This is a genomic window from Streptomyces sp. NPDC056734 (genome assembly GCF_042790455.1).
GTDB lineage: Bacteria > Actinomycetota > Actinomycetes > Streptomycetales > Streptomycetaceae > Streptomyces.
The window spans coordinates 79782-101069 of the sequence record NZ_JBHTZD010000022.1 but is presented as its reverse complement, the minus strand read 5'-3'; the positions used below and the strand labels follow the sequence as shown (position 1 = coordinate 101069).

The window sequence follows — 21288 nt, the reverse complement described above, 5'->3', positions numbered from 1 at the left end:
GTCCGCTTTTCTCGTGAACCAACTGGAGAGACTCTCATCATGACTGCGTCTCACTCGCGTCACCGTCGCGCGCTGGCGATCCCGGTCGGGATGGCCGTGGCCACCGCGGTGGCGTTCCTGCCGAACGTGACCGCCGCGGCCGCGGAGCCGAGCGTCGCGCCCGCCGCCGAGGGGCCCCCGCTCAGCTATGTCGTCAATGTGAGCCCCGGGAGCGGATCGTCGTCATCCGTGAAGAAGGCCATCGGCAAGGCCGGCGGAACGATCGTGCAGTCGTACGACCAGATCGGTGTGATCGTTGTGCACTCGGCGAACACCGGGTTCGCTCAAACGATCAGGAAGGTGCGGGGGGTGCAGTCCGCGGGCTCCACGCGCACCGCGCCGCTGCCCGCGCAGTCGACGACCGATGTGGGCACGCCGAAGGTGCTCACCGCCGAGGACGTGGCCGACGTGGAGGCGGCGGCCGGCCAGGACCCGCTCCAGCCGCTCCAGTGGGACCTGCCCGCCATCAAGGCCGACCAGGCGCACGAGAAGTCGCTGGGCAGCAGCGAGGTCACCGTCGCCGTGATCGATACGGGAGTCGACGACACCCACCCCGACATCGCGCCGAACTTCGACCGGGAGGCGTCCGTCAACTGTGTGACCGGCAAGCCGGACACCAGCGACGGCGCCTGGCGGCCGAGCGCGGCGGAGAGCCCGCACGGCACCCACGTGGCCGGTGAGATCGCCGCCGCGAAGAACGGCATCGGCATGACCGGTGTGGCGCCCGGGGTGAAGGTCTCGGGCATCAAGGTGTCCACGACCGCGGGCTACTTCTACACGGAGGCCGTCGTCTGCGGCTTCGTGTGGGCGGCCGAACACGGCGTCGACGTGACGAACAACAGCTATTACACCGACCCGTGGTACTTCAACTGCAAGGACGACCCGGACCAGAAGGCCCTGGTGGAGGCCATCACCCGGGCCTCGAAGTACGCGGAGAAGAAGGGCGCGGTCAATGTCGCCGCGGCGGGCAACGAGAACTACGACCTCGCCGCCGACGAGATCACCGACCCCGGCTCGCCGAACGACTCCACGCCCGGCGACCGGGTGATCGACCCGTCCGAGTGCTACGACATACCGACCCAACTGCCCGGCATCGTGACGGTCGCTGCGACCGGCGCCAAGGGCCTGAAGTCGTCGTTCTCCAACCACGGCCGGGGCGTGATCGACATCGCCGCGCCCGGCGGTGACTCGACCGCCTACCAGACCCCCGCCCCGCCCGCCACCAGCGGCCTGATCCTGGGCACGCTGCCGGGCGGCCGATGGGGCTACATGGCCGGTACGTCGATGGCGTCGCCGCATGTCGCGGGTGTCGCCGCACTGATCAAGTCGACGCACCCCAACGCGTCGCCCGCGCTGGTCAAGGCCCTGCTGTACGCGGAGGCCGACGCCACGGCGTGCACGAACCCGTACGACATCAACGGCGACGGCAAGGTCGACGCGGTGTGCGAGGGGCCGAAGAACTACAACGGCTTCTACGGCTGGGGCATGGCGGACGCGCTGGACGCGGTGACGAAGTAACCCGAGCGGTGATCGGTGCCCAGCGGCACCCGACGGGGCCGGGCGGTGCACAGCCGCCCGGCCCCGTCCTGCGCGGCGTGCCCCGGTCGTCGACCGGGTGAGGGCGGGAGTCCTGCGCAGTGCCCGCGTGAACGAGTCCGCGTACGTGTGGGCCGCGCTGGGCTGCGATCCGGCCCTGTTCGATCAACTGTCCGTGATCGAACGCTCAGGCACCCACTCTCCAGGCGCGACTTCCGGGTGCCCGCGCGGTCCGTGTGGTGCTTGGGCGAACCGTCGAGTGGTTGATGAGCGGGGCGCGCACGGGATGAGCGGGGCGCGCGGGATGTACGGAAGCGGGCGCGATGGGGACGCGCCGCGCGGAAGGGACGACATGCCGGAACGGATGTCGGGCACAGCGGCTGGGCAGGCCGACACGCCGGGGCCGGTGTCGGAGCCGCCCGGTGTGGTGTCGCCCGCGCGGGTGGTCGTTCCCGACGGTCCCGAGCCGTGGCTCGCCCAGCGGGGCGGCGGCGCGCTGGGGCGGCAGCGGGGGCGTGCTGCCGCCGGTGAGGTCCGAGGGAGGGCCGTCGGACTCGGCGAGGGCTCCCGTACCGTGGGGGCTCCGATACGCCCGAGTGGTCTTGAGTACCATGCCTGCCGGAATCGTACGTATGACCGGAATGCGGTCCTGCCAGCCGTTCTCCGATCCCTGACGGGATCCGCGCGACTGGTGATGATCTTGAGGTGACCTTGATACGACCGACCGCCGAGACCGCCGGAGCGGGCGGCCCCGACGAGCGGCGCCCCGCCACGGGCCGGGCCGTCGCCGTCCTGGTCCTGGTGACGCTGGGCGCGCTGATACCGCTGCTCGGACCGTCCGCCGCACTGCACGACACCGGCGAGAACGCCCCGCCCGGCGTGGGCGGCATCGCCCTGCTGCGCACGGTGCTTTTCGCGGCGCTGTGCGTCCCCGTGGGCGAGTTGTTCGTCCGGTGGCTCGCCGGGCGGCTGCCGGGCGCCCCCGAGACCCGGCCGCGCAGCTGGGCGCCCTGTGCGGGGGCCGCCGGGTTCCTCGCCGCGCTGGGGCTGGCCTCGGTGGTGGCGACCGGGAACCTGATTCCGGGCGACCTCGCCGAGATCGATGCCGGCGGCCTGTACGAGTCCCGCGAGGGCAAGCTCGCCCTGCTGGAGGTCAACGCGTTCGCCCTGGCGGGGCTGCTGGCGCTGTCGCGCAACCCGCGCGCGCAGGTGTGGCCGCTGGCCGCGATCGCCGTGGCGGAGGCCCTGCGGGCGCATGCCACGCCCGAGCACAGCCCGCTGGTCGGCTCGGCGCTGACGCTGGTTCATGTGACGTGCTCGGCGCTGTGGGTCGGCGGCCTGGTGTACGTGCTGCGCACGCTGCGCCTGTGGGGCAGAGGTGCCGGTGCCGCCCCCGGGGCGGCGCTGCTGGGGCTCTACGCGCGCGTGGCCGCCGTACTGCTCGCCGCGATCACGGCTACCGGTATCTGGAGCACCCTGCGGCGGATGCCGCCGGAGACGGTCCTGGAGCAGCTCACGGAGACCGCGTACGGGCGGGCGCTGTTCGCCAAGGTGCTGCTCGTCGCCGTGGTCGCCGCACTGGCGCTGTCGGCGCGGACGCGGCTGCGCCGCGCCGCCGATCCCCTCACCGCGTACGCGCCCGCGCGGGCGGAGGTCGTGGCACTGGGGGTGGTCGTGGCGGTCTCGGGGCTGCTGACGGCGCTGCCGCTGCCGATCCGGTGGTGAAGTCGACGCGCGGGGGATCGAGCGTGCGGGTTCGTGCTGCGCACGGCTTCAGTGGAAGGAGCTTCCGCCTCCTGTAGAGGCCGTGGCTGGAGGCGGCCAGAGGCGGTGCCTCGTGGCGACGACTTCTGATGGAGGCTCCATCCCAAAGCGCCCCTCCCTCAAGGGATGCTCATCGCCCTGTAGACCGCGACGATCGGGATCTTTCAGAGCAGATCGAAGACCGGGCTGCCGAGCCCCATGGTGATGCTGGTGGCGGCGTCCTTCGCCGGATGGCCCGCGACGTCCTCGTCGGGGTGGACGCGCACACTGATCATCTCCATCACGGTGAGCCATCCGCTCACACCCCCGCCACCCCCAGCAGCGTCCCCGCCGCATAGGTGACGCCCATCGCCAGGATCCCTCCCGCGACATTCCGCAGCGCGGCCCGCCGGGGGTCCGCGGCGCCGAGCCGTGCGCCGCTCCAGCCGGTCAGCACCAGCGCGACCAGCACCGAGACCACCGTGACCGGCAACCGCCAGTCCGCCGGCGGCAGCACCATCGCCAGCAGCGGCAGCAACGCGCCCACCGTGAAGGAGAGAAAGCTGGCCCAGGCGGCGGTCCACGGGTTGGTCAGCTGATCGGGATCGATGCCCAACTCCACGCTCGCGTGTGCCTTGAGCGCGTCGCGCCGGGTCAGTTGGACGGCGGCCTCGCGCGCCACCTCCCGGGACAGCCCACGGTTCTGGAGGAGTTCGGTCAGCTCCTCCAGTTCGGCTTCCGGCTGCTCGCGCAGTTCGCGCTTCTCCAGGGCGATCGCGGCCCGCTCGGAGTCGCGTTGCGTCGACACCGACACGTACTCCCCCGCCGCCATGGACATCGACCCGGCGAGCAGTCCGGCCAGTCCGGCGGTCAGCAGCGCCGAGCGTTCCGCGGTGGCACCGGCCACGCCGACGACGATCCCGGCCGTGGACACGATCCCGTCGTTGGCGCCCAGCACTGCCGCCCGCAGCCAGTTGAGCCGCTCGCCCAGCGCGCCGCCATGGGGCTCGTCGTGCGTTGGTTCCGTCACACCGTGAGGATCGCACCCGGGGCACGCTCCCCCGCGTACCGACTCGTGTGCGCCGGGGACGGTCCCGCCCGCCTGATCGGGAGTCAGCCGGTCAACAGGGGTGTCGTGCGGCAGACGAACTCCCGCGTGTCGGCACGGCCTTGACCGTGGGCCACGCGCGCGTGTGCGAGTTCCGGCGCCGCGCGCCATGAGCTTGTGGGGTGACTCGACGCACTGTCAGTCCGGGCCCGTATCCTCAGTGACCATGCTCGAAGACCGTAGGACCGCAGGGTCCTTGCCCGTGTCGTGGCCGACCGCCTATCCCCAGGGGTACGCGGTCGTCGACGTGGAGACCACCGGACTGGCCCGGGACGACCGGATAATCTCCGCGGCGGTCTACCGGCTGGACGCGCGCGGCGAGGTCGAGGACCACTGGTACACACTCGTCAACCCGGAGCGTGATCCGGGGCCGGTGTGGATCCACGGCCTGACGAGCGACCAGCTCGCGTCGGCGCCGCTCTTCCAGGACATCGCCGAGGAGTTCGGGCGGCGGCTGGACGGGCGGGTGCTGGTGGCGCACAACGCGGTCTTCGACTGGCAGATGATCGCCCGTGAGTACGCGCGCGTGGAGAGCGTGCCGCCGGTGAGCCAGCGGCTGTGCACCATCGCGCTGTCCAAGGCGCTGGCGCTGCCGCTGACCAACCACAAGCTGGAGTCGCTCGCCGCGCACTACGGCGTCGTCCAGCGGCGGGCGCACCACGCGCTGGACGACGCGCGCGTGCTGGCGGAGGCGTTCCGGCCGAGTCTGGTCACGGCGGCGGAGGGCGGTGTGCCGTTGCCGCTCCAGGAGTGCCGCCCGCTGACGGAGTGGTCGGAGCGGTCCGCGCCGCGCATCGGGCAGCAGGCGGGCGGCTCGGGCGGGTACGGCGGCCACGGGAGCTACCGGCCGGGCACCTGGCGGCCGTCCCGCAGGCGCCCCGCGTGCCCGTACCCGAACCCGGGGCGCTACGAGGACGGCAAGCGGCTCAAGCAGGGCATGCGGGTGGCGTTCTCCGGGGACACCTCCGTCGAGCGCGAACTGCTGGAGGACCGGGCGGTCGAGGCCGGACTGCACGTGGCGACCAGCCTGTCCCGGCTGACCAGTCTGCTCGTCACCAACGACCCGGACTCCAGCACGTCGAAGGTGGTCAAGGCGCGGCAGTTCGGCACGCCGGTGGTCGACGAGGCGGCCTTCGGACAGCTCCTGCTGGAGGTGGAACCGGCGTCCGGGGCATGACCGTACGGACGGGTGATTGTGCGCGACTCGCCCGGCGACCGCTCGCCCGGGCGCGGCGGACCGCTCACCCTGTGGCGCATGGCGACATGTGAGGTTTGCGGCAATAACTACGGAATGACCTTCGAGGTGCACGCACAGGGCGCGGTGCATGTGTTCGACTGCTTCTCCTGTGCGATCCATCGCATGGCACCGATCTGTGAGCACTGCCGGGTGCAGATCATCGGGCAGGGCGTGGAGGTCGAGGGCCACTGGTACTGCGGCGCCCACTGCGCCCGCGCGGAGGGAAGGACCGGCGTCGTCGACCGCGTGTGAACGAACGAGCAGCATGCATCTGATCGATTGATCACCATCGCCGACCCGCCGGGGCCCACCCCCACCTCCCACACCACCTACCACCCCCGCTCACGGCCCGCCGCACCCCGAGAGGTACGGTCGTGGGGTGTACCGCTTCCTGTTGTCCCGGCAGTGGGTGCTGCTGACCCTGCTGGCCGTCGCGCTCATCCCGACGATGATCGAGCTGGGTTTCTGGCAGATGCATCGCTACGAGGAGCGCACCGCCCGCAATGACCTGGTCGCCGAAGCGCTCGGCGCCCCGGCGGTGCCCGTGGAGCGGCTGACGTCCCCCGGGCACACCGTCACGACCGATGAGCGGTACCGCACGGTGACCGCCCGTGGCCACTTCGACCCCGAGCAGGAGGTCGTCGTCAGGCGGCGGGTGAACGCCGACGAGGAGGTCGGTTTCCAGGTCCTCACCCCGTTCGTCCTGGCGGACGGCAAGGTGATGCTGGTCAACCGCGGCTGGATCCCCGCCGACGGCACCAGCCAGACCGCGTTCCCCGAGGTTCCCGCGCCACCGGGCGGAGAGATCACCGTCAGCGGGCGGCTGATGCCCGACGAGACGACCGAGGCGAGCGGGATCAAGGACCTCGAAGGGCTGCCGGACCGGCAGATCATGCTGATCAGCAGCGCCCAGGAGGCCGACCGCCTCGACGCGCAGGTACTCGGCGGCTATGTCGTACAGACCACGCCCGAGCCCAAGGGCAACACGCCGGAGCTGATCGGAAAGCCCGGCAATGAGGACGCCGCCCTGAACTACGCCTACGCCATCCAGTGGTGGCTGTTCGCCGCCGCCGTCCCGGTCGGCTGGCTGATCCTCGTGCGCCGCGAGGCCCGCGACAAGCAGCCACCGGCGGACGTGGAGCAGGCGCGGGACGCGGAGCCGGCCGCGGTGTAGCCAGGCACTCCCGGACCTGACGGAGACCGTCCTGAACCTGTCGGGGACCGCCCCGACCTGTTCGGGACCCTCCCGGACCTGTTCGGGACCCTCCTGGGCCTGTTCTGGACCGCCCGGCACCGTCCGGGCCCTGTCCCAGCCCTCCACGACCTGATCCGGAACCCCTCCCGGACCCTTAGGGCCGGTAGACGACATACATAGAGCGGCATGGAGCGGCATGCACCGCCAAACGGCCGCCATGTGACCGCCGTACGACCGCCAATCGACCGCCACGGACCGGCATAAGAACCGCACAGGCCCCGCACAGAGCCGTGTCCCCCCGTCACCCGCCCGGCCCCCACCCCCGATTGCCGTTACGCCCGTACGGGAACCGGGAAGCCGTGTACCCGCCCAACGAAACCGCTGAGCAAGGGTCGGCCGAGGACGATCCGGGCCGCGCCAATCGCATCGAGGACTACGCCCTGATCGGCGACGAGCAGACCGCCGCCCTGGTGGGCATGGACGGCTCGGTCGACTGGCTGTGCCTCCCCCGCTTCGACTCGGCCGCCTGCTTCGCGAAGCTGCTCGGCGACGAGGAGAACGGGCACTGGCGCATCGCCCCCAAGCACGACAGCGGCCGGTGCGCACGGCGTGCCTACCGGCCCGGCACCCTCGTCCTGGACACCGAGTGGGAGACCGACGAGGGCGCCGTGCGGGTCACCGACCTGATGCCGCAGCGCGACCGCGCCCCCGACCTCGTACGCGTCGTCGAAGGGCTGCGCGGCCGGGTCACCGTGCGCAGCACGCTGCGGATCCGGTTCGACTACGGATCGATCGTGCCGTGGATGCGCAGATCCGGCGGCCACCGGGTGGCCACGGCGGGCCCGGACTCGGTGTGGCTGCGCAGCGAGCCGCCGGTGCACACCTGGGGCGAGGATTTCGGTACGCACTCGGAGTTCACGATCGGACCCGGCGAACGGGTCGCGTTCGTGCTGACCTGGCATCCCTCGCACGAGCCGCGCCCGCCGCTGACCAACCCCTTCGAGGCGCTGCGGGCCAGCGTGGACGACTGGCGGGCGTGGACCGCGCGGTGCACCTACCAGGGGCCGCACCGGGAGGCCGTGGTGCGCTCCCTGATCACCCTCAAGGCGCTCACGTACAAGCCGACCGGGGGTGTCGTGGCCGCGCCCACCACATCGCTGCCGGAGGACCTGGGCGGGGTGCGGAACTGGGACTACCGCTACTGCTGGCTGCGGGACTCCACCCTCACGCTCGGGGCGCTGCTCGCCGTCGGCTACCAGGAGGAGGCCGGGGCGTGGCGCGACTGGCTGCTGCGCGCGGTCGCCGGTGATCCGGCCGATCTCCAGATCATGTACGGCCTCGCGGGCGAGCGGCGGCTGCCGGAGATGGAGGTGCCGTGGCTGTCGGGGTTCGCGGCGTCGGCGCCGGTACGGATCGGCAACGACGCCGTGAAGCAGCTCCAGCTGGACGTCTACGGCGAGGTCATGGACTCGCTGGAGCTGGCCCGGCATTCGGGGCTCGACGCGCAGTCGGACATGTGGGCGCTTCAGAGCGCGCTCATGGAGTGGCTGAGCGCTCGGTGGCGGCAGCCAGACGAGGGACTGTGGGAGGTGCGGGGCGGGCGGCGGCACTTCGTGCACTCCAAGGTGATGGTGTGGGTGGCCGCCGACCGCGCGGTACGCGCGCTGGAGGCCGACCCGGAGCTGGGCGGCGATCTGGACGGCTGGCGGGCGATGCGTGACGAGGTGCACCGTGAGGTGTGCGAGCGCGGATACGATCCCGCGCGGAACACGTTCACGCAGTACTACGGCTCCCGGGAACTGGACGCCGCCGTGCTGCTCATCCCGCGCCTGGGCTTTCTGCCGCCGCACGACCCGCGGGTGATCGGCACGGTGGACGCGATCCGCGCGGAGCTGGACCAGGACGGGCTGCTGCGCCGCTACAGCGCCGCCGAGACGGGCGTGGACGGGCTGCCGGGGGACGAAGGAGCATTTCTGGTCTGTTCGTTCTGGCTCGCGGACGCGCTGCACATGACGGGCCGTACGCGCGAGGCACGGGAGTTGTTCGAACGCCTGGTGTCGCTCGCGAACGACGTGGGTCTGCTGTCCGAGGAGTGCGACCCGCGGACCGGCCGCCACTTGGGCAATTTTCCGCAGGCGTTCAGCCATATCGGCCTCGTCAACACCGCTGTCGCGCTGTTCGGCGGCGACAGGGCACCATAGGGCCATGGATCTTGGGCTGAAGGACCGGGTGTACGTCGTCACCGGGGCCACGCGCGGGCTGGGCAACGCGGTCGCGCGCGAACTGGTCGCCGACGGCGCGAAGGTGGTCGTCACCGGCCGCGCCGAGAAGACTGTCACGGAGGCGGCGCAGGAGCTGGGGGCGAACGCGGCCGGGGTGGCGGTCGACAACGCCGACCCGGGGGCGGCGGAGCGGCTGATCGCCACCGCGCGGGAGCGGTTCGGCGGCTTCGACGGGATCCTCGTCAGCGTGGGCGGGCCCGCGGCGGGGTTCGCGGCGGACAGCAGCGACGAGCAGTGGCAGTCGGCGTTCGAATCGGTGTTCCTGGGCGCGGTGCGGCTCGCCCGCGCGGCGGCGGCGGAGCTGGAGGCCGGGGGTGTCATCGGGTTCGTGCTGTCCGGCTCGGTGCATGAGCCGATCCCGGGGCTGACCATCTCCAACGGGCTGCGGCCGGGGCTCGCCGGGTTCGCCAAGAGCCTGGCCGACGAGCTGGGGCCGCGCGGTATCCGGGTGGTCGGGCTGCTGCCGGGACGGATCGACACGGACCGGGTGCGCGAGCTGGACGCGTTGTCCGCCGACCCCGGGGCGACCCGCGCCGCGCACGAGGCGCGGATTCCATTGCGACGCTATGGGCAGGCACAGGAGTTCGGACGCGCCGGAGCGTTTCTGCTGTCGCCCGCCGCGTCCTACGTGACCGGGGTCATGCTCCATGTGGACGGCGGGTCCCGGCGGGGCTTCTGACCAGGGCGCCCCCGCCCGGCCTCAGCTCACCTCTCCGCCTCAGCTCACCCTCTCCGGGCGATGCTTGGCGGCCCTCAGGCGGACCTTCGTCGGCAGGGCCGCCAAACCCGCCGAGTCCCTCGCGTGGGCGAGCGCCTGGTCCGTCAGCCCGCTCAGTGCCGTCCCCGGGTCCACATGGGGTTCCAGCAGGAGCCGTACGCGGGCCTCCGGGGCCGTGCGGCGGCCCTTGAGGTGAACGCGGGCCGTGTCCACGCCGTCGAGGGCGGCGGCCTCGGAGGCGAGGACGTCCTCCAGCGCGCGTCCCCGCAGCAGGGCGCCCTCGCCGTCGCCCGTGTCGACGAGCACCTCGCCGAGCCGGCGCCGGCGCAGGATCGAGGTCAGCCACCACAGGGCCAGCAGCACCAGGACGGCGAGCACGGCGATGACGGTGGGCCACCACCAGCCCTCCGCCCGCCAGCGGGTGCGCCGGGCATCGCTCAGCAGGACGTCGCCGGGGCCGTCGTAGATCCACCAGGACGGCGGTTGGAGCCCCAGGCCGACGGCGAGCACCGAGCCGCCGAACACCAGCAGCACGAGGCCGATCACACCGAGCAGCACCCGGTTGACGGTTCTGAGCACCGTACTCACCCTTTCCGGCCGGGACGGCGGACGTGCACCGCGAGGGAGGGCGGCCGGGACACGCCCAGGCCGCGGATGGCGTCGGCGAGCACGGTGTCGAGATCGGTCCGTACGTCGTCCAGCGGGCGGAAATGGGACACCGCGCGGACGTCGGCGCGTCTGCGGCCCACACGCACGCGTACCGACTGCACCCCGGAGACCTCCATCGCGCGGTCGCGCAGCACCAGCGCGGCGGCCGCGCGGGTGAGCCCGGCCCGGACGTCGGTGTGGGTGCGCCGCATCGGCAGCACGGACCGCAGGCCGGGCGTGAGGGCGAGCACGATCAGCCACAGGCCGAGCGCTGCGGCGACGGCCGCCCCGGTGAGCACCCAGGTGTCGTCCAGGGGCCGTTCGGCGAGCTGCCGGGCGAGTTCGCGCCGCCAGCGCATGGCCGGATGGCCGGCCCGGACGGCGACGATGTCGTACAGGAAGAGCGCGGCGACGGCCAGGAGGAGCAGGGCGACCACCGCCGCGGGGACGCGCCGGGCGGACCAGAAGCGGTGCTGTTCGCCGCCGTCGCCGTCGAGCACGGGCGGCGGGTCGTGGGCGGCGGCCGACGCCGACCGGTCGAGCCCGGGACCGCCCTCCTGCCCGCCCGTCCCCGGCCCCGGCTCCTTCTCCAGCACCGGCAGCCGCCGGGTGGTCTCCTCTGGCTCCTGGGACCCGCTCATCGCGTCCTCCCCTGTGCGCCGTACGCCGTCGGCAGATGCAGCCGCTCCACCTCGACGGCGACCTCCGGAACCTCCATGCCCACCAGCGCGCCCACCCGCTCCGTGACATGACGACGCACCGCGCGGCAGCGGCCCGCGATGTCGGCGGGGTAGCCGAGTTCGAGGTGCAGGCGGATGTGGGCGGCGTCGGCGGGCGCCTCGCCGGGGCCCTGCGCATGCGGACGGACCACGACGGTGGCGTGCGGGCGGGCCGCGGCCTCGGGCAGCGGGCCGACCGCCTCGCGTGCGGCCTGCGCGGCGATCTTCGCGACGACCCGGTCGGCGATCCGGGTGGCACCGCGTTCCGCGGCGGGTACGGCGGGCCCGCTCCCGTGTCCGCCGCGCGGGTCGTCCGGGCCGTCCGGGCCGCTCTCGTAGGGCGGTACGACGCCCCGGGCACCGCCCGGCTGCCCGGTCCCGGTCCCACCGCTCACCGGTGTCACCGCCGGCGGTCGTCGCGCGTGCGGAAGAAGTCGCCCAGCTCCAGGTCCCCCTCCAGGAACCGGCCGGCCACGAACCCGATGGCGCCCAGGGCGGCCACCAGCAGAAAGGCACCGAACCCACCGAAGTAGCCGGCGAACCCCAGCGCCATCCCCGCGATCATTCCGACCACGGCCATGCTCATCCTGCGCTCCCCTCGGCGAGCGGTTGTCCCATCCGGTGGATCATTGGATCCGGGGCTCCGGCTCCTCGTCCTCCTCGTCGGGCAGCTTCACATCGCTGACCGCGATATTGACCTCGACCACTTCCAGGCCGGTCATGCGTTCGACCGCGGCGACCACGTTCTCCCGCACGTCGCGGGCCACGTCGGAGATCGACACGCCGTAGTCGACCACGATCTCCAGGTCCAGTGCGGTCTGCACCTCGCCTACCTCGGCCTTCACCCCGCGTGTCACCGATTTCGAGCCGCCGGGCACCCGGTCGCGCACGGCACCGAAGGTGCGGCTCATCCCGCTGCCCATCGCGTGCACCCCGAGAACGTCCCGCGCGGCGAGTCCGGCGATCTTCTCCACGACCCCGTCGGCGATCGTGGTCCGCCCACGGGTCGCGGGATCCCCGCCACCGCGCTTGGTGGCCTTGCGTGTCTGTACGGGCGTGTCGGAGTCGCTCTCGGCTCCCTGCGTCCGGTTCCGGTCCGTCGTGTCCGTCATCGCCGTACGTCCCTTTCGATCATCGCCGTACGTTCGTTTCGATCGTTCCGTCTCTTCGATCGTTCCGGTTGTTCCGGTCGTTCGATCGTCGTCCCTTTGACCACCGTAAGCGGGGTTGCACGGTCGCGCGCCGGGAATGCGGCAGGCTGGAGCAATGACGGAGCAGTGGGCGCGGGTGGTACGGCAACAGGTGGGCCTCGGCAGGCTGCTGCCGCTGGGCGGCGCGCGCGACGGCGCGTGGATCACGGAGGGCGCGGCGGCGGACGTCCTGCGGCGGGCCGGCGACGAGGTGCCGGGTGTCCGGCTCGCCGCCCTGCGGATCGCCCCGGCGGAGCCCGGCCCGACGCACGAACCGGCGGTACCGCCCCCGCCGAGCGCCCTGCCGCCCGGCCCGCTCCGGGTGAGCGCCGACTTCTCGGCGACGGGGGCCGAGCCCCTGCCGGTCAGCGCGGGCAGGCTGCGCGGCGCCCTGGCGCGGGCCGCGTCGAAACGGCTGGGGCTGACCGTCACGGAGGTGGATCTACGGGTGACCGCGCTCCTGGAGACGGACGACACGGAAGAGTCCGCGTCCGTACGGCCGTCAGGGCCACGCCCGGCCGGTGAAGCAGGGTCCGCGCCCCCTTCGGCCCCCGCCCCGTCCGACGGCCCCGTCGCGACCGAGCGTCCCGACACGCCCGGGGACCACGACGCCGAGACCACCGACGAACAGCGCGTCACGCGCGCCGCCCTCACTGTCCCGGGTGTCACCCGTCTGACCGGCACGCTCGGCGGCCTCGGCCGCGCGGTGCATATCGATCAGCGCGGTGCTGATCGAACGAACACCCGCGTCAAGGCCGTCCCCCGGCGTCACATCCGCGTGGAGATCGCCGTCGACCGGGAGCACCGGACCGTCGAGGTGGCCCGCAAGGTGCGCTCGGCGGTGGGCGGGGCGGTGTCCGATCGCCCGTCGGTGGCGGTGCTGGTGACTGCCGTGGACTGACCGCACGATCGTTCGCGCACACCCGAGCTGATCGACTCGCCGCCCGATCGGGGCTCGCGCCCGATCGAGGCTCACGGCTGATCGACTCGCGGCCGACCGGCTCTCAGCCGACCCACTCCCCTTCGCCTCACCGAGCCGCGCACACCAAAACGCACGAAGACACACCAGGACGCACCGAGACGCACCGGGTCACATCAGGACGCACGATGACGCCCGCGAAGTTACTCGCCGAGTCCCGCGAGGTCCCGGAAGCGCCGCCCCTGTGCCTGCCGCTCGGCGGCGCGCTGATCCTCGTACGAGCGCTCCTGGGCACCCCACAGCAGCGCCTTGGTCTCGATGACGGCGTCGCGGGGCGCGGCCAGCAGCGCGGCCGTGAGGTCCTGTACGGCGGCGTCGAGCTGGTCGGTGGGGACGGCGAGGTTGGCGAGCCCGGTGCGTTCGGCCTCCGCGGCCTGGACGAAGCGTCCGGTCACGCAGATCTCCAGCGCGCGGGCGTAGCCGACGAGGCGCACCAGCGGATGGGTGCCGGTCAGGTCGGGGACCAGGCCGAGGCCGGTCTCGCGCATGGCGAACTGCACGTCGTCCGCGACGACGCGCAGGTCACAGGCGAGCGCGAGCTGGAAGCCCGCGCCGATGGCATGTCCCTGGACGGCGGCGACGGAGATCAGGTCGCTGCGCCGCCACCAGGTGAACGCGTCCTGGTACTCGGCCAGGGCCGCGTCCAGGTCGGCGTCGGCGCCGCGCGCGAGGTCCAGGAACGACGGTTCGCCGTCGAAGCCCTCGGGCGTGAACGCCTGCCGGTCCAGCCCGGCCGAGAACGACTTGCCCTCGGCCCGCAGCACCACGACCCGGACGGTGCCCGGCAGTGCCCGCCCGGCCGCGGTCAGCGCACGCCACAGAGGGGGGCTCTGCGCGTTGCGCTTGGCCGGGTTGGTCAGGGTCACCGTGGCGATCGCGTCGTCCACGGTGAGCCGTACGCCGTCCTGGTCGAGAACCGGATCGTTGTGGTCGTGAGCCGGGTCGGTCACCGGATCCGTAGCCGGGTCGGGCGAAGCCATGGGACGCCTCCGATGGTGCGGTCAGCGGAGAGTGCCGTACCGAGGCACTCGTAAGTGACTGCACAGTAACCACCCGGCCGATCGGCCGACCGACCGGGTGTCCGCCATCGGAGTCGATGGGCTGCCAGGGACGTGAGGCCCTAGGGGGCCTTCTTGCCCCTGGTCGCCCCGCCACGCCCACGGAGCGTGACGCCCGACTCGCTGAGCATCCGGTGCACAAAGCCATACGAGCGGCCGGTCTCCTCGGCCAACGCCCGGATGCTCGCACCGGCGTCGTACTTCTTCTTCAGGTCTGCCGCGAGCTTGTCGCGCGCGGCGCCGGTTACCCGGCTGCCCTTCTTCAGAGTCTCGGCCACCCGTGCCTCCTCATGGGAAGTGCGCTCTGGTCCCCTCATGATCACCCCTCCGGGGCTTCATGGCCACCCATTCGGCAAGGTCCGTGCGACAGCGTTGTGACGACAGGAGCGCATCCCCACAAGCGGAATAGGTAATTCCGAGCGTGACCGTCCATGCCTGTGAACGGGTTCTTCGGCGAAGGTCCAGGTCAGCAGCACTTCGCGGCGGACCCCTGAGCGCACAGGGGTCCGCCGCGAAGTGAATGTAGGACACACTCGGGTACGAGGAGATCTCACACAGATGGTGGATCACCGATGGGCCGAATGATCCATAGCCAGTGGATCATCCCTTCGGTCAGGCCAGGGCGACGAGATCCGCGTAGTCGGCGCCCCACAGGTCCTCGACGCCGTCCGGCAGCAGGATGATCCGCTCCGGCTGGAGCGCCTCGACGGCGCCCTCGTCGTGGGTGACCAGGACGACCGCGCCCTTGTAGGTGCGCAGCGCGCCGAGGATCTCCTCGCGGCTGGCCGGGTCGAGGTTGTTCGTGGGCTCGTCGAGCAACAGTACGTTCGCCGACGACACCACGAGGGTGGCGAGGGCGAGCCGGGTCTTCTCGCCGCCGGACAGCACGCGCGCGGGCTTGTCGACGTCATCGCCGGAGAACAGGAACGAGCCGAGCACCTTGCGGACCTCGACGAGATCCAGGTCGGGGGCGGCCGAACGCATGTTCTCCAGCACGGTGCGGTCCGGGTCGAGGGTCTCGTGCTCCTGCGCGTAGTAGCCGAGCTTCAGGCCGTGGCCGGGGACTACCGCACCCGTGTCGGGCTGCTCGACGCCGCCGAGCAGCCGCAGCAGGGTGGTCTTGCCGGCGCCGTTGAGGCCGAGGATGACGACCCGGGAGCCCTTGTCGATCGCCAGGTCGACATCGGTGAAGATCTCCAGCGAGCCGTACGACTTCGACAGTCCCTCGGCCATCAGCGGGGTCTTGCCGCAGGGCGAGGGCTCGGGGAAGCGGAGCTTGGCCACCTTGTCGGACTGACGGACGTCGTCCAGGCCCGCGAGGAGCTTCTCCGCGCGGCGGGCCATGTTCTGCGCGGCGACCGTCTTGGTGGCCTTGGCGCGCATCTTGTCGGCCTGCGCGTTGAGCGCGGCGGCCTTCTTCTCGGCGTTCTGCCGCTCGCGCCTGCGGCGCTTCTCGTCGGCCTCGCGCTGCTGCTGGTAGAGCTTCCAGCCCATGTTATAGATGTCGATCATGGATCGGTTGGCGTCCAGGTAGAACACCTTGTTGACGACCGTCTCGACCAGATCGACGTCGTGGGAGATCACGATGAAGCCGCCGCGGTAGGTCTTCAGGTAGTCCCGCAGCCAGATGATCGAGTCCGCGTCGAGGTGGTTGGTCGGCTCGTCCAGCAGCAGGGTGTCGGCGTCCGAGAACAGGATCCGGGCCAGCTCGATACGGCGGCGCTGACCGCCGGAGAGGGTGTGCAGCGGCTGGCCGAGCACCCGGTCGGGCAGATTGAGCGCGGCGGCGATGGTGGCGGCCTCCGCCTCGGCTCCGTAGCCGCCCTTGGTGAGGAACTCGGTCTCCTGGCGCTCGTACTGCTTGAGCGCCTTCTCGCGTGTGGTGCCCGAGCCGTTGGCGATGCGCTGTTCGTTCTCGCGCATCTTGCGGATCAGTACGTCCAGGCCGCGCGCGGACAGGACGCGGTCGCGGGCGAGCATGTCGAGGTCGCCGGTGCGCGGGTCCTGCGGGAGGTAGCCGACCTCGCCGGAGCGGGTGACGGTGCCCCCGGCGGGGACGCCCTCGCCGGCCAGGACCTTGGTGAGGGTGGTCTTGCCGGCGCCGTTGCGCCCGACCAGGCCGATGCGGTCGCCCTTGGCGACCCGGAAAGAGGCGTTCTCGATGAGGATGCGGGCGCCGGCGCGCAGCTCGATGGCGGAGGCGGAGATCACGGACAGACTCCAGGGCGGTGGGTGGCGGGCGGACGGGGTTTCGCGGACGCACCCGCCGTCTAGTGCGCGAGGAGAATGGCCATGGGGCCAAGTCTAACGGTGTCGTGCAACCAGTTTTTCCGACTTGGTGTGTTCGGACGTGCGGCCCGGGGACCGGTTCCCGAGCGGGGTGCGGCCCGGGACGATCCGGCCGAGGTCGTCCACCGCGGTGAGCTGCGCGGTCCAGGTGTCCCCGGAGCACGGCTGGGCGACCAGCAGCGCCCCCGCGTGACGAACGGCACGCCCGGCGTCGAACGAACATCCCTCGCGCGCGGGCAGCACCCAGCGCAGGTCGCCGTCCGTGAGCCGGTAGGCGGCGATCCGATCAGGTGTGATCACGGCGAGCACTCCGCGCGGCAGTTCGCGCAGCACGCCGGACCCGCCGGCCTCGGGGAGCCCTTGGGCGGCTCCGGGGAGGGCGCGGTGCCAGCGGACCGCGCGCCCGTCGGTGGCGGTGATCAGACCGTCGTCCCACAGCGTGATCGCGTCCCCGCGCGCGGGGAGCACCTCCAGGGGGCGGCTGCCCACGCGCGCGTGCCGCCAGCGCACGGCGCCGGTGAGTGGGTCGTACGCCTCGACAGCGGCCCGGCGGATGGCCGCCGACCGCACGGGCGCGGCGGTGTCCTCGCGCGCGTGGACGGTGAGCCGGTCGCCGTAGGGGACGGGCCGGGCGTGATGGGCGAGAGCGAACAGGGGCACGGCGATCAGCAGGGCGAGGACGGCGGGGAGGAGTCGGCGGGCGGGGGGCGATCGCCGGTCCGGGGGCGGGGGTGAGGGTGGCACGTGTTCGGGGCCTTCCGGCGTCGTCCGCGAGGGCTGGGGCTGCGGGGGCGCCGACCTGGACCGCCGTCCTGCGGGCCTGGACCGCCGTACCGCCACTCGCGCGCCCTTCTCGGGGGTCCCGGCCGGGAAGGGGGGTGCCGATCGGTCGGCCGCGGATCAGGCGCAGAGCGTAGCCGTGGGCGGGGGCGGTGGGGTGGGACACGGCGGGGCGGGGGCGGGGTGTCGCCCGTTCGGACCTTCGCCCGGGGCCGGGGGGCCGGGGGCGGGTCAGGATGACGGCACGGGGTTGGCGTAGGCGGAGGGTGGTCCCGCATGCAGTTCGACGACGACGCGCGTCTGGACACCTCCGAGGTGCAGGACCGGCGCGGCAGCCGGGTCCCGGGCGGGCGGGCGACCGTCGGCGGCGGCGTCGCGGGGCTGATCGCGCTGCTGCTGGGGCTGTTCTTCGGGGTCGGTCCGGAGCAACTGGGGCTGTCCTCGGGGGACTCCCCGCCCGCGGCCACGGCGTCGACGCTCGCGCAGGTCCAGCAGACCTGCCGGACCGGGCAGGACGCCAACACCAAGGAGGACTGCCGGATCGTGGCCGTGGTGAACAGCGTGCAGGACTTCTGGGCCGGGGAGTTCCAGCGGCGGGGCGGCCGGTACACCCGCTCCGCCACGGTGTTCTTCACCGAGCGGGTCGCCACGGGGTGCGGGACGGCGACCTCGGCGGTGGGGCCGTTCTACTGTCCCGCCGACCAGAGGGTGTATCTCGACCTCGGCTTCTTCGACGAGCTGCGGACGAAGTTCGGGTCGTCGGGCGGGCCGTTCGCACAGGCGTACGTGGTGGCGCACGAGTACGGGCATCACGTACAGGATCTGCTGGGCACGCTGGGCCGGGCGCAGGACGGGCGGACCGGTGCGAACAGCAACGCGGTGAAGGTGGAGTTGCAGGCCGACTGCTACGCCGGGGTGTGGGCGCATCACGCGACCACGACGAACGACGAGTCGACCGGGCGGCCCCTGATCACCAGCCTGACGGACGCCGACATCCGGGACGGGCTGGACGCGGCGGCGGCGGTGGGCGACGACCGGATCCAGGCGCGGTACGAGGGGCGGGTGACGCCGGAGAACTGGACGCACGGGTCGGCGCGGCAGCGGCAGGAGTGGTTCTACGAGGGGTACCGGACCGGGGACATGGCGTTGTGCAACACGTTCCGCTGATGGTGGGCGCGGCCGTGGGCCGCCGGGCCGGGAGGTGCGCCGGGAGGTGCGGGGTGCGGCCGGTGGCAGGCCGGTGGCGAGACCGGCGACGGCGGCCGGTGGCAGGGCCGATGTCAGTGGTGGGTGCGAGACTGGGAACACGTCGGAATCCGGTGCGACGGGGCCTTTTCCGGCGTGGTCGGGCATGGCTTCACAAGGGAGTGATCGGCATGGCAGGCACGCATGGCGGGCGGCCCAGCATCTATCCGACGTTGCTGTACACGGACGCGAAGGCGGCGGTCCGGCAGCTCACCGAGGCACTGGGGTTCACGGAGCTGGCGCTGTACGAGGGCGAGGACGGCGCGGTGCTGCACGCCGAGCTGGTGCAGGGCGACGGCGCGGTGATGCTCGGGTCGAAGGGCCGCGGCGGGGTGTTCGACACGGCGATGAAGGAGTCGGGCACGGCCGGGGTGTACGTCGTGGTGGACGACGTCGACGCACACCACCAGTGGGCCCTGGACCACGGCGTGGAGATCCTGATGCCCCCGACGGACCAGGACTACGGCTCCCGGGACTACATGGCCCGGGATCTCGAGGGCAACATCTGGAGCTTCGGTACCTACGCTCCGGCGATATCCGGCTGACGCCGGCCCGCCCCGGGATCGCCCGCGCGAGAGGCCGTCAGCGTCCGCCGGTGTGCACCTGGAAGGCGGCGCGGCGGACGGCCTTGGCGAGGGCCGGGTCGGGGTGCGCGGCGGCGAGCGCGACCAGGACCTGCACGGTACGGGGGTGGCCGACGGCACGCACCTCGTCCAGCAGCGCGGGCACGGTCGGCTGGACGGCGGATTCCAGGTGTCTGACCAGCAACGGTGCCTCGCCGTGGTCGGCGACGGCGGCGGCGGTGTCGACCCACAGCCAGGTGGCCTCCTCGCGGGTGAGCACCTCGTGGGCGTCCTCGGGGTCGGCGCCGTCGTGCTCGGCGAGCCAGAGCAGGGCGTAGGGCCGCAGGGTCGGTTCGTCGAGCACGGCGCGTACGTCGGGCTCGGCGGGGGCGCCGACCACCCGCAGCGTCTCGAAGGCGAGGCTGCGCAGGAGGGCGTCCTCGCCGCGGGCGGCGTCGAGGAGTTCGGTGACGGCGCTGCCGACGGGGCGGGCGGCGAGCCAGGCGCGGTACTCGGCGCGGGCGGCGTTGGGGCGCAGCTGGGCGCAGCCGCGCAGCATGTCCTCGGCGGCGGCCTCGATGTTCCCGGCGGGGCTCTGCGCGGCGACGCAGATCTGCTCCAGCTTGACCCAGACCGCCCAGCTGCCCAGCGGGGTGAGGGTGGCCTGGGCGTCGCCGTAGGTGAGGGCGCCGACGCTGGCCAGGGCGTGCAGGGCCCAGTCGAGGAGGGGGGCGAGGGCGGTGTCGTCGCTGGGCGGCGTGGGCTCGGGCTGCGGGCCGTAGGGGATCTCGCAGCGCTGGGTGCGCAGTTCGCCGACGCGCTGCTGGAGGAGGTCCAGGAGCTGGGCGACGGGGACGGGGCCGGCGGAGAGCTGGAGGAAGGAGAGCACCTGGGGCATGGCCGAGACGACCTCGGCGACGGCGGCGGGCTCATGGCCGTCGGGCTCGGGGTGGGCGAGCGACCAGGCGTCGAAGAGGGCGACCCAGCCGCGCAGTACGGCGCTGTCGTCGCGGTGCCAGGCGCGCAGCCGCCAGCCGGGGCGGGCGACCCCGCCGTGCACCTCGACCAGGCCGGCGAGGCGGGCGGTGTCCCAGTCGGCGCGGACCTGAGCGGGGGTCAGGCCGAGTTCCTCGGCGGCCCGTTCGGCGGTGGGGGCGGACATGGTGGCTCTGTCCTCGGGGGCCTTTCCGTCGGTGGGTTTTCCGTCGGTGGCCCGGCCTTCGGGCGACCTGCCGTCGGTCGACCCGCCGTCGGTGGGGCTGCCGTCGGTGGGGCTGCCGTCGGCGGGCTTTCCGTGAGTGGCCTTGCTGTCCGTGGCCTTTCCGTCGGTCGCCCGGCCTTCGAGCGCCCGGCCGTCGGTCGACCCGCCTTCGGTCGACCCGCCGTCGGTGGGGCTGCCGTCAGTAGGGCTGCCGTCGGTGGGCTGTCCGTCGGTGGTCCGGTTGTCCGGGGTCTGCTCGTCAGCCGGACCGGTGTCGGCGGGCCGGGCCTCGGCGGGCGGGTTGTCGGCCGGCCGCTTGCCGGCGGAGCCGCCGGTGGTCCTGCCGACGGAGGACAGGGGCTCCTTGCCCGTGTGGGGCGCGGTCTCGGCCCAGCGGGCCACGCGGGCGGCGCCGGCCAGTCGGGTGCGCGCCATTTTGGCCAGTTCCGCGGGGGCCGGGGTGCCCTCCGGCGGCCGGGGCGCGGGGCGGCGCGTGCGCCGCTGGTTCATCGCTCGGGGGGCGGCGGCCAGGGGTCGCGGGCGGACAAGTCGAAGCCTGGAGTCGCGCGGGATACGGGACGTCACGGGTGCAGTCTTCCGGTTGACGGTCCGAAAACCCAAACGGAATGCCAGGAAGGGTCGTGGAGGGGAGTGGACGGCGGGGTCCGGAACGGCGGTGAGGGGGTGGTATCAGGCCAGAAGGACAGGGGGAAATGGAACCTTCGGGGTGGGTGTGGGGGGCGGGGCGGGCGGAAGCG

At 72.7% G+C, this 21288-nt stretch carries 21 protein-coding genes and 1 pseudogene; 10 read left to right on the top strand and 12 right to left on the bottom strand.

Annotated elements, in window-relative coordinates; translation table 11 throughout:
* Positions 1 to 39: 39 nt before the first annotated feature.
* Complete coding sequence (locus tag ACFRFC_RS29725; RefSeq protein WP_382690853.1) at positions 40 to 1557, top strand: S8 family serine peptidase; 1518 nt, start codon at positions 40 to 42, stop codon at positions 1555 to 1557.
* A 723-nt stretch (positions 1558 to 2280) separates the two neighbouring features.
* The gene (locus ACFRFC_RS29720; RefSeq protein ID WP_382690850.1) at positions 2281 to 3300 is read left to right on the top strand and encodes a CopD family protein; all 1020 of its coding nucleotides are present in this window, start codon (positions 2281 to 2283) and stop codon (positions 3298 to 3300) included.
* Between the two features lie 206 nt (positions 3301 to 3506).
* On the opposite strand, the pseudogene ACFRFC_RS29715 reads toward ACFRFC_RS29720, so the two are convergent.
* Together ACFRFC_RS29715 and ACFRFC_RS29710 are read right to left on the bottom strand one after the other, a co-directional pair.
* Positions 3507 to 3620: pseudogene (locus ACFRFC_RS29715) on the bottom strand (sterol desaturase family protein); the annotation flags it as partial.
* Positions 3621 to 3637: 17 nt separating this feature from the next.
* A complete protein-coding gene (locus ACFRFC_RS29710) occupies positions 3638 to 4348 on the bottom strand; it encodes a VIT family protein (protein ID WP_382690847.1) in 711 nt (236 codons plus the stop codon).
* Between the two features lie 244 nt (positions 4349 to 4592).
* Here ACFRFC_RS29710 and ACFRFC_RS29705 point away from each other — a divergent pair, with 244 nt between their 5' ends.
* The 5 genes from ACFRFC_RS29705 (at position 4593) to ACFRFC_RS29685 (ending at position 9819) form a co-directional block, all read left to right on the top strand.
* Positions 4593 to 5603, top strand: a complete 1011-nt coding sequence (locus tag ACFRFC_RS29705; protein ID WP_382690845.1) for a DEDDh family exonuclease — start codon at positions 4593 to 4595, stop codon at positions 5601 to 5603.
* A gap of 78 nt (positions 5604 to 5681) precedes the next feature.
* On the top strand, positions 5682 to 5915 hold the full coding sequence (locus tag ACFRFC_RS29700; protein ID WP_382690842.1) for a hypothetical protein: 234 nt from the start codon (positions 5682 to 5684) through the stop codon (positions 5913 to 5915).
* Between the two features lie 127 nt (positions 5916 to 6042).
* Positions 6043 to 6837 carry an SURF1 family protein gene (locus ACFRFC_RS29695; RefSeq protein ID WP_382690840.1) on the top strand — a complete coding sequence of 265 codons (795 nt, stop codon included), beginning with the start codon at positions 6043 to 6045 and terminating at the stop codon, positions 6835 to 6837.
* A gap of 446 nt (positions 6838 to 7283) precedes the next feature.
* Positions 7284 to 9059 carry a glycoside hydrolase family 15 protein gene (locus ACFRFC_RS29690; RefSeq protein WP_382690962.1) on the top strand — a complete coding sequence of 592 codons (1776 nt, stop codon included), beginning with the start codon at positions 7284 to 7286 and terminating at the stop codon, positions 9057 to 9059.
* Positions 9060 to 9063: 4 nt separating this feature from the next.
* On the top strand, positions 9064 to 9819 hold the full coding sequence (locus ACFRFC_RS29685; RefSeq protein WP_382690837.1) for an SDR family oxidoreductase: 756 nt from the start codon (positions 9064 to 9066) through the stop codon (positions 9817 to 9819).
* A 39-nt stretch (positions 9820 to 9858) separates the two neighbouring features.
* Here the strand turns inward: ACFRFC_RS29685 and amaP are convergent, their stop codons facing one another.
* Genes amaP through ACFRFC_RS29660 form a run of 5 tightly spaced genes read right to left on the bottom strand, consistent with a single transcriptional unit; the run spans position 9859 to position 12337 of the window.
* A complete protein-coding gene (gene amaP / locus ACFRFC_RS29680; protein WP_382690834.1) occupies positions 9859 to 10437 on the bottom strand; it encodes an alkaline shock response membrane anchor protein AmaP in 579 nt (192 codons plus the stop codon).
* Between the two features lie 5 nt (positions 10438 to 10442).
* The gene (locus ACFRFC_RS29675; RefSeq protein WP_382690832.1) at positions 10443 to 11147 is read right to left on the bottom strand and encodes a DUF6286 domain-containing protein; all 705 of its coding nucleotides are present in this window, start codon (positions 11145 to 11147) and stop codon (positions 10443 to 10445) included.
* Positions 11144 to 11629 carry an Asp23/Gls24 family envelope stress response protein gene (locus ACFRFC_RS29670; RefSeq protein WP_382690829.1) on the bottom strand — a complete coding sequence of 162 codons (486 nt, stop codon included), beginning with the start codon at positions 11627 to 11629 and terminating at the stop codon, positions 11144 to 11146. Before ACFRFC_RS29670 ends, ACFRFC_RS29675 begins: the two co-directional genes overlap by 4 nt.
* Positions 11626 to 11811, bottom strand: coding sequence for a hypothetical protein (locus ACFRFC_RS29665; RefSeq protein ID WP_133048226.1), 186 nt, complete (start codon positions 11809 to 11811; stop codon positions 11626 to 11628). Before ACFRFC_RS29665 ends, ACFRFC_RS29670 begins: the two co-directional genes overlap by 4 nt.
* A gap of 40 nt (positions 11812 to 11851) precedes the next feature.
* Positions 11852 to 12337, bottom strand: coding sequence for an Asp23/Gls24 family envelope stress response protein (locus ACFRFC_RS29660; protein WP_382690825.1), 486 nt, complete (start codon positions 12335 to 12337; stop codon positions 11852 to 11854).
* 154 nt (positions 12338 to 12491) lie between these two features.
* Between ACFRFC_RS29660 and ACFRFC_RS29655 the strand changes: the two genes are divergently transcribed.
* The gene (locus ACFRFC_RS29655) at positions 12492 to 13316 is read left to right on the top strand and encodes a nucleopolyhedrovirus P10 family protein (RefSeq protein ID WP_382690822.1); all 825 of its coding nucleotides are present in this window, start codon (positions 12492 to 12494) and stop codon (positions 13314 to 13316) included.
* Between the two features lie 221 nt (positions 13317 to 13537).
* Here ACFRFC_RS29655 and ACFRFC_RS29650 read toward each other — a convergent pair whose 3' ends face one another.
* From ACFRFC_RS29650 to ACFRFC_RS29635, 4 genes are all read right to left on the bottom strand, one after another.
* Entirely contained in the window at positions 13538 to 14374 is an 837-nt protein-coding gene (locus tag ACFRFC_RS29650) for an enoyl-CoA hydratase/isomerase family protein (protein ID WP_382690819.1), read from the bottom strand.
* Between the two features lie 140 nt (positions 14375 to 14514).
* On the bottom strand, positions 14515 to 14730 hold the full coding sequence (locus tag ACFRFC_RS29645; RefSeq protein ID WP_355735174.1) for a helix-turn-helix domain-containing protein: 216 nt from the start codon (positions 14728 to 14730) through the stop codon (positions 14515 to 14517).
* Between the two features lie 334 nt (positions 14731 to 15064).
* Positions 15065 to 16663, bottom strand: a complete 1599-nt coding sequence (locus tag ACFRFC_RS29640; RefSeq protein ID WP_382690816.1) for an ABC-F family ATP-binding cassette domain-containing protein — start codon at positions 16661 to 16663, stop codon at positions 15065 to 15067.
* A gap of 93 nt (positions 16664 to 16756) precedes the next feature.
* Positions 16757 to 17485 (bottom strand): hypothetical protein, encoded by a 729-nt coding sequence (locus tag ACFRFC_RS29635; RefSeq protein ID WP_382690813.1) that lies wholly within the window; start codon positions 17483 to 17485, stop codon positions 16757 to 16759.
* 312 nt (positions 17486 to 17797) lie between these two features.
* On the opposite strand from ACFRFC_RS29635, the gene ACFRFC_RS29630 reads away from it, so the two are divergent.
* On the top strand, positions 17798 to 18688 hold the full coding sequence (locus ACFRFC_RS29630; RefSeq protein WP_382690810.1) for a neutral zinc metallopeptidase: 891 nt from the start codon (positions 17798 to 17800) through the stop codon (positions 18686 to 18688).
* Between the two features lie 209 nt (positions 18689 to 18897).
* Entirely contained in the window at positions 18898 to 19311 is a 414-nt protein-coding gene (locus ACFRFC_RS29625) for a VOC family protein (RefSeq protein ID WP_382690807.1), read from the top strand.
* 37 nt (positions 19312 to 19348) lie between these two features.
* Here ACFRFC_RS29625 and ACFRFC_RS29620 read toward each other — a convergent pair whose 3' ends face one another.
* The gene (locus tag ACFRFC_RS29620; RefSeq protein ID WP_382690804.1) at positions 19349 to 20965 is read right to left on the bottom strand and encodes a hypothetical protein; all 1617 of its coding nucleotides are present in this window, start codon (positions 20963 to 20965) and stop codon (positions 19349 to 19351) included.
* Between the last annotated feature and the right edge of the window lie 323 nt (positions 20966 to 21288).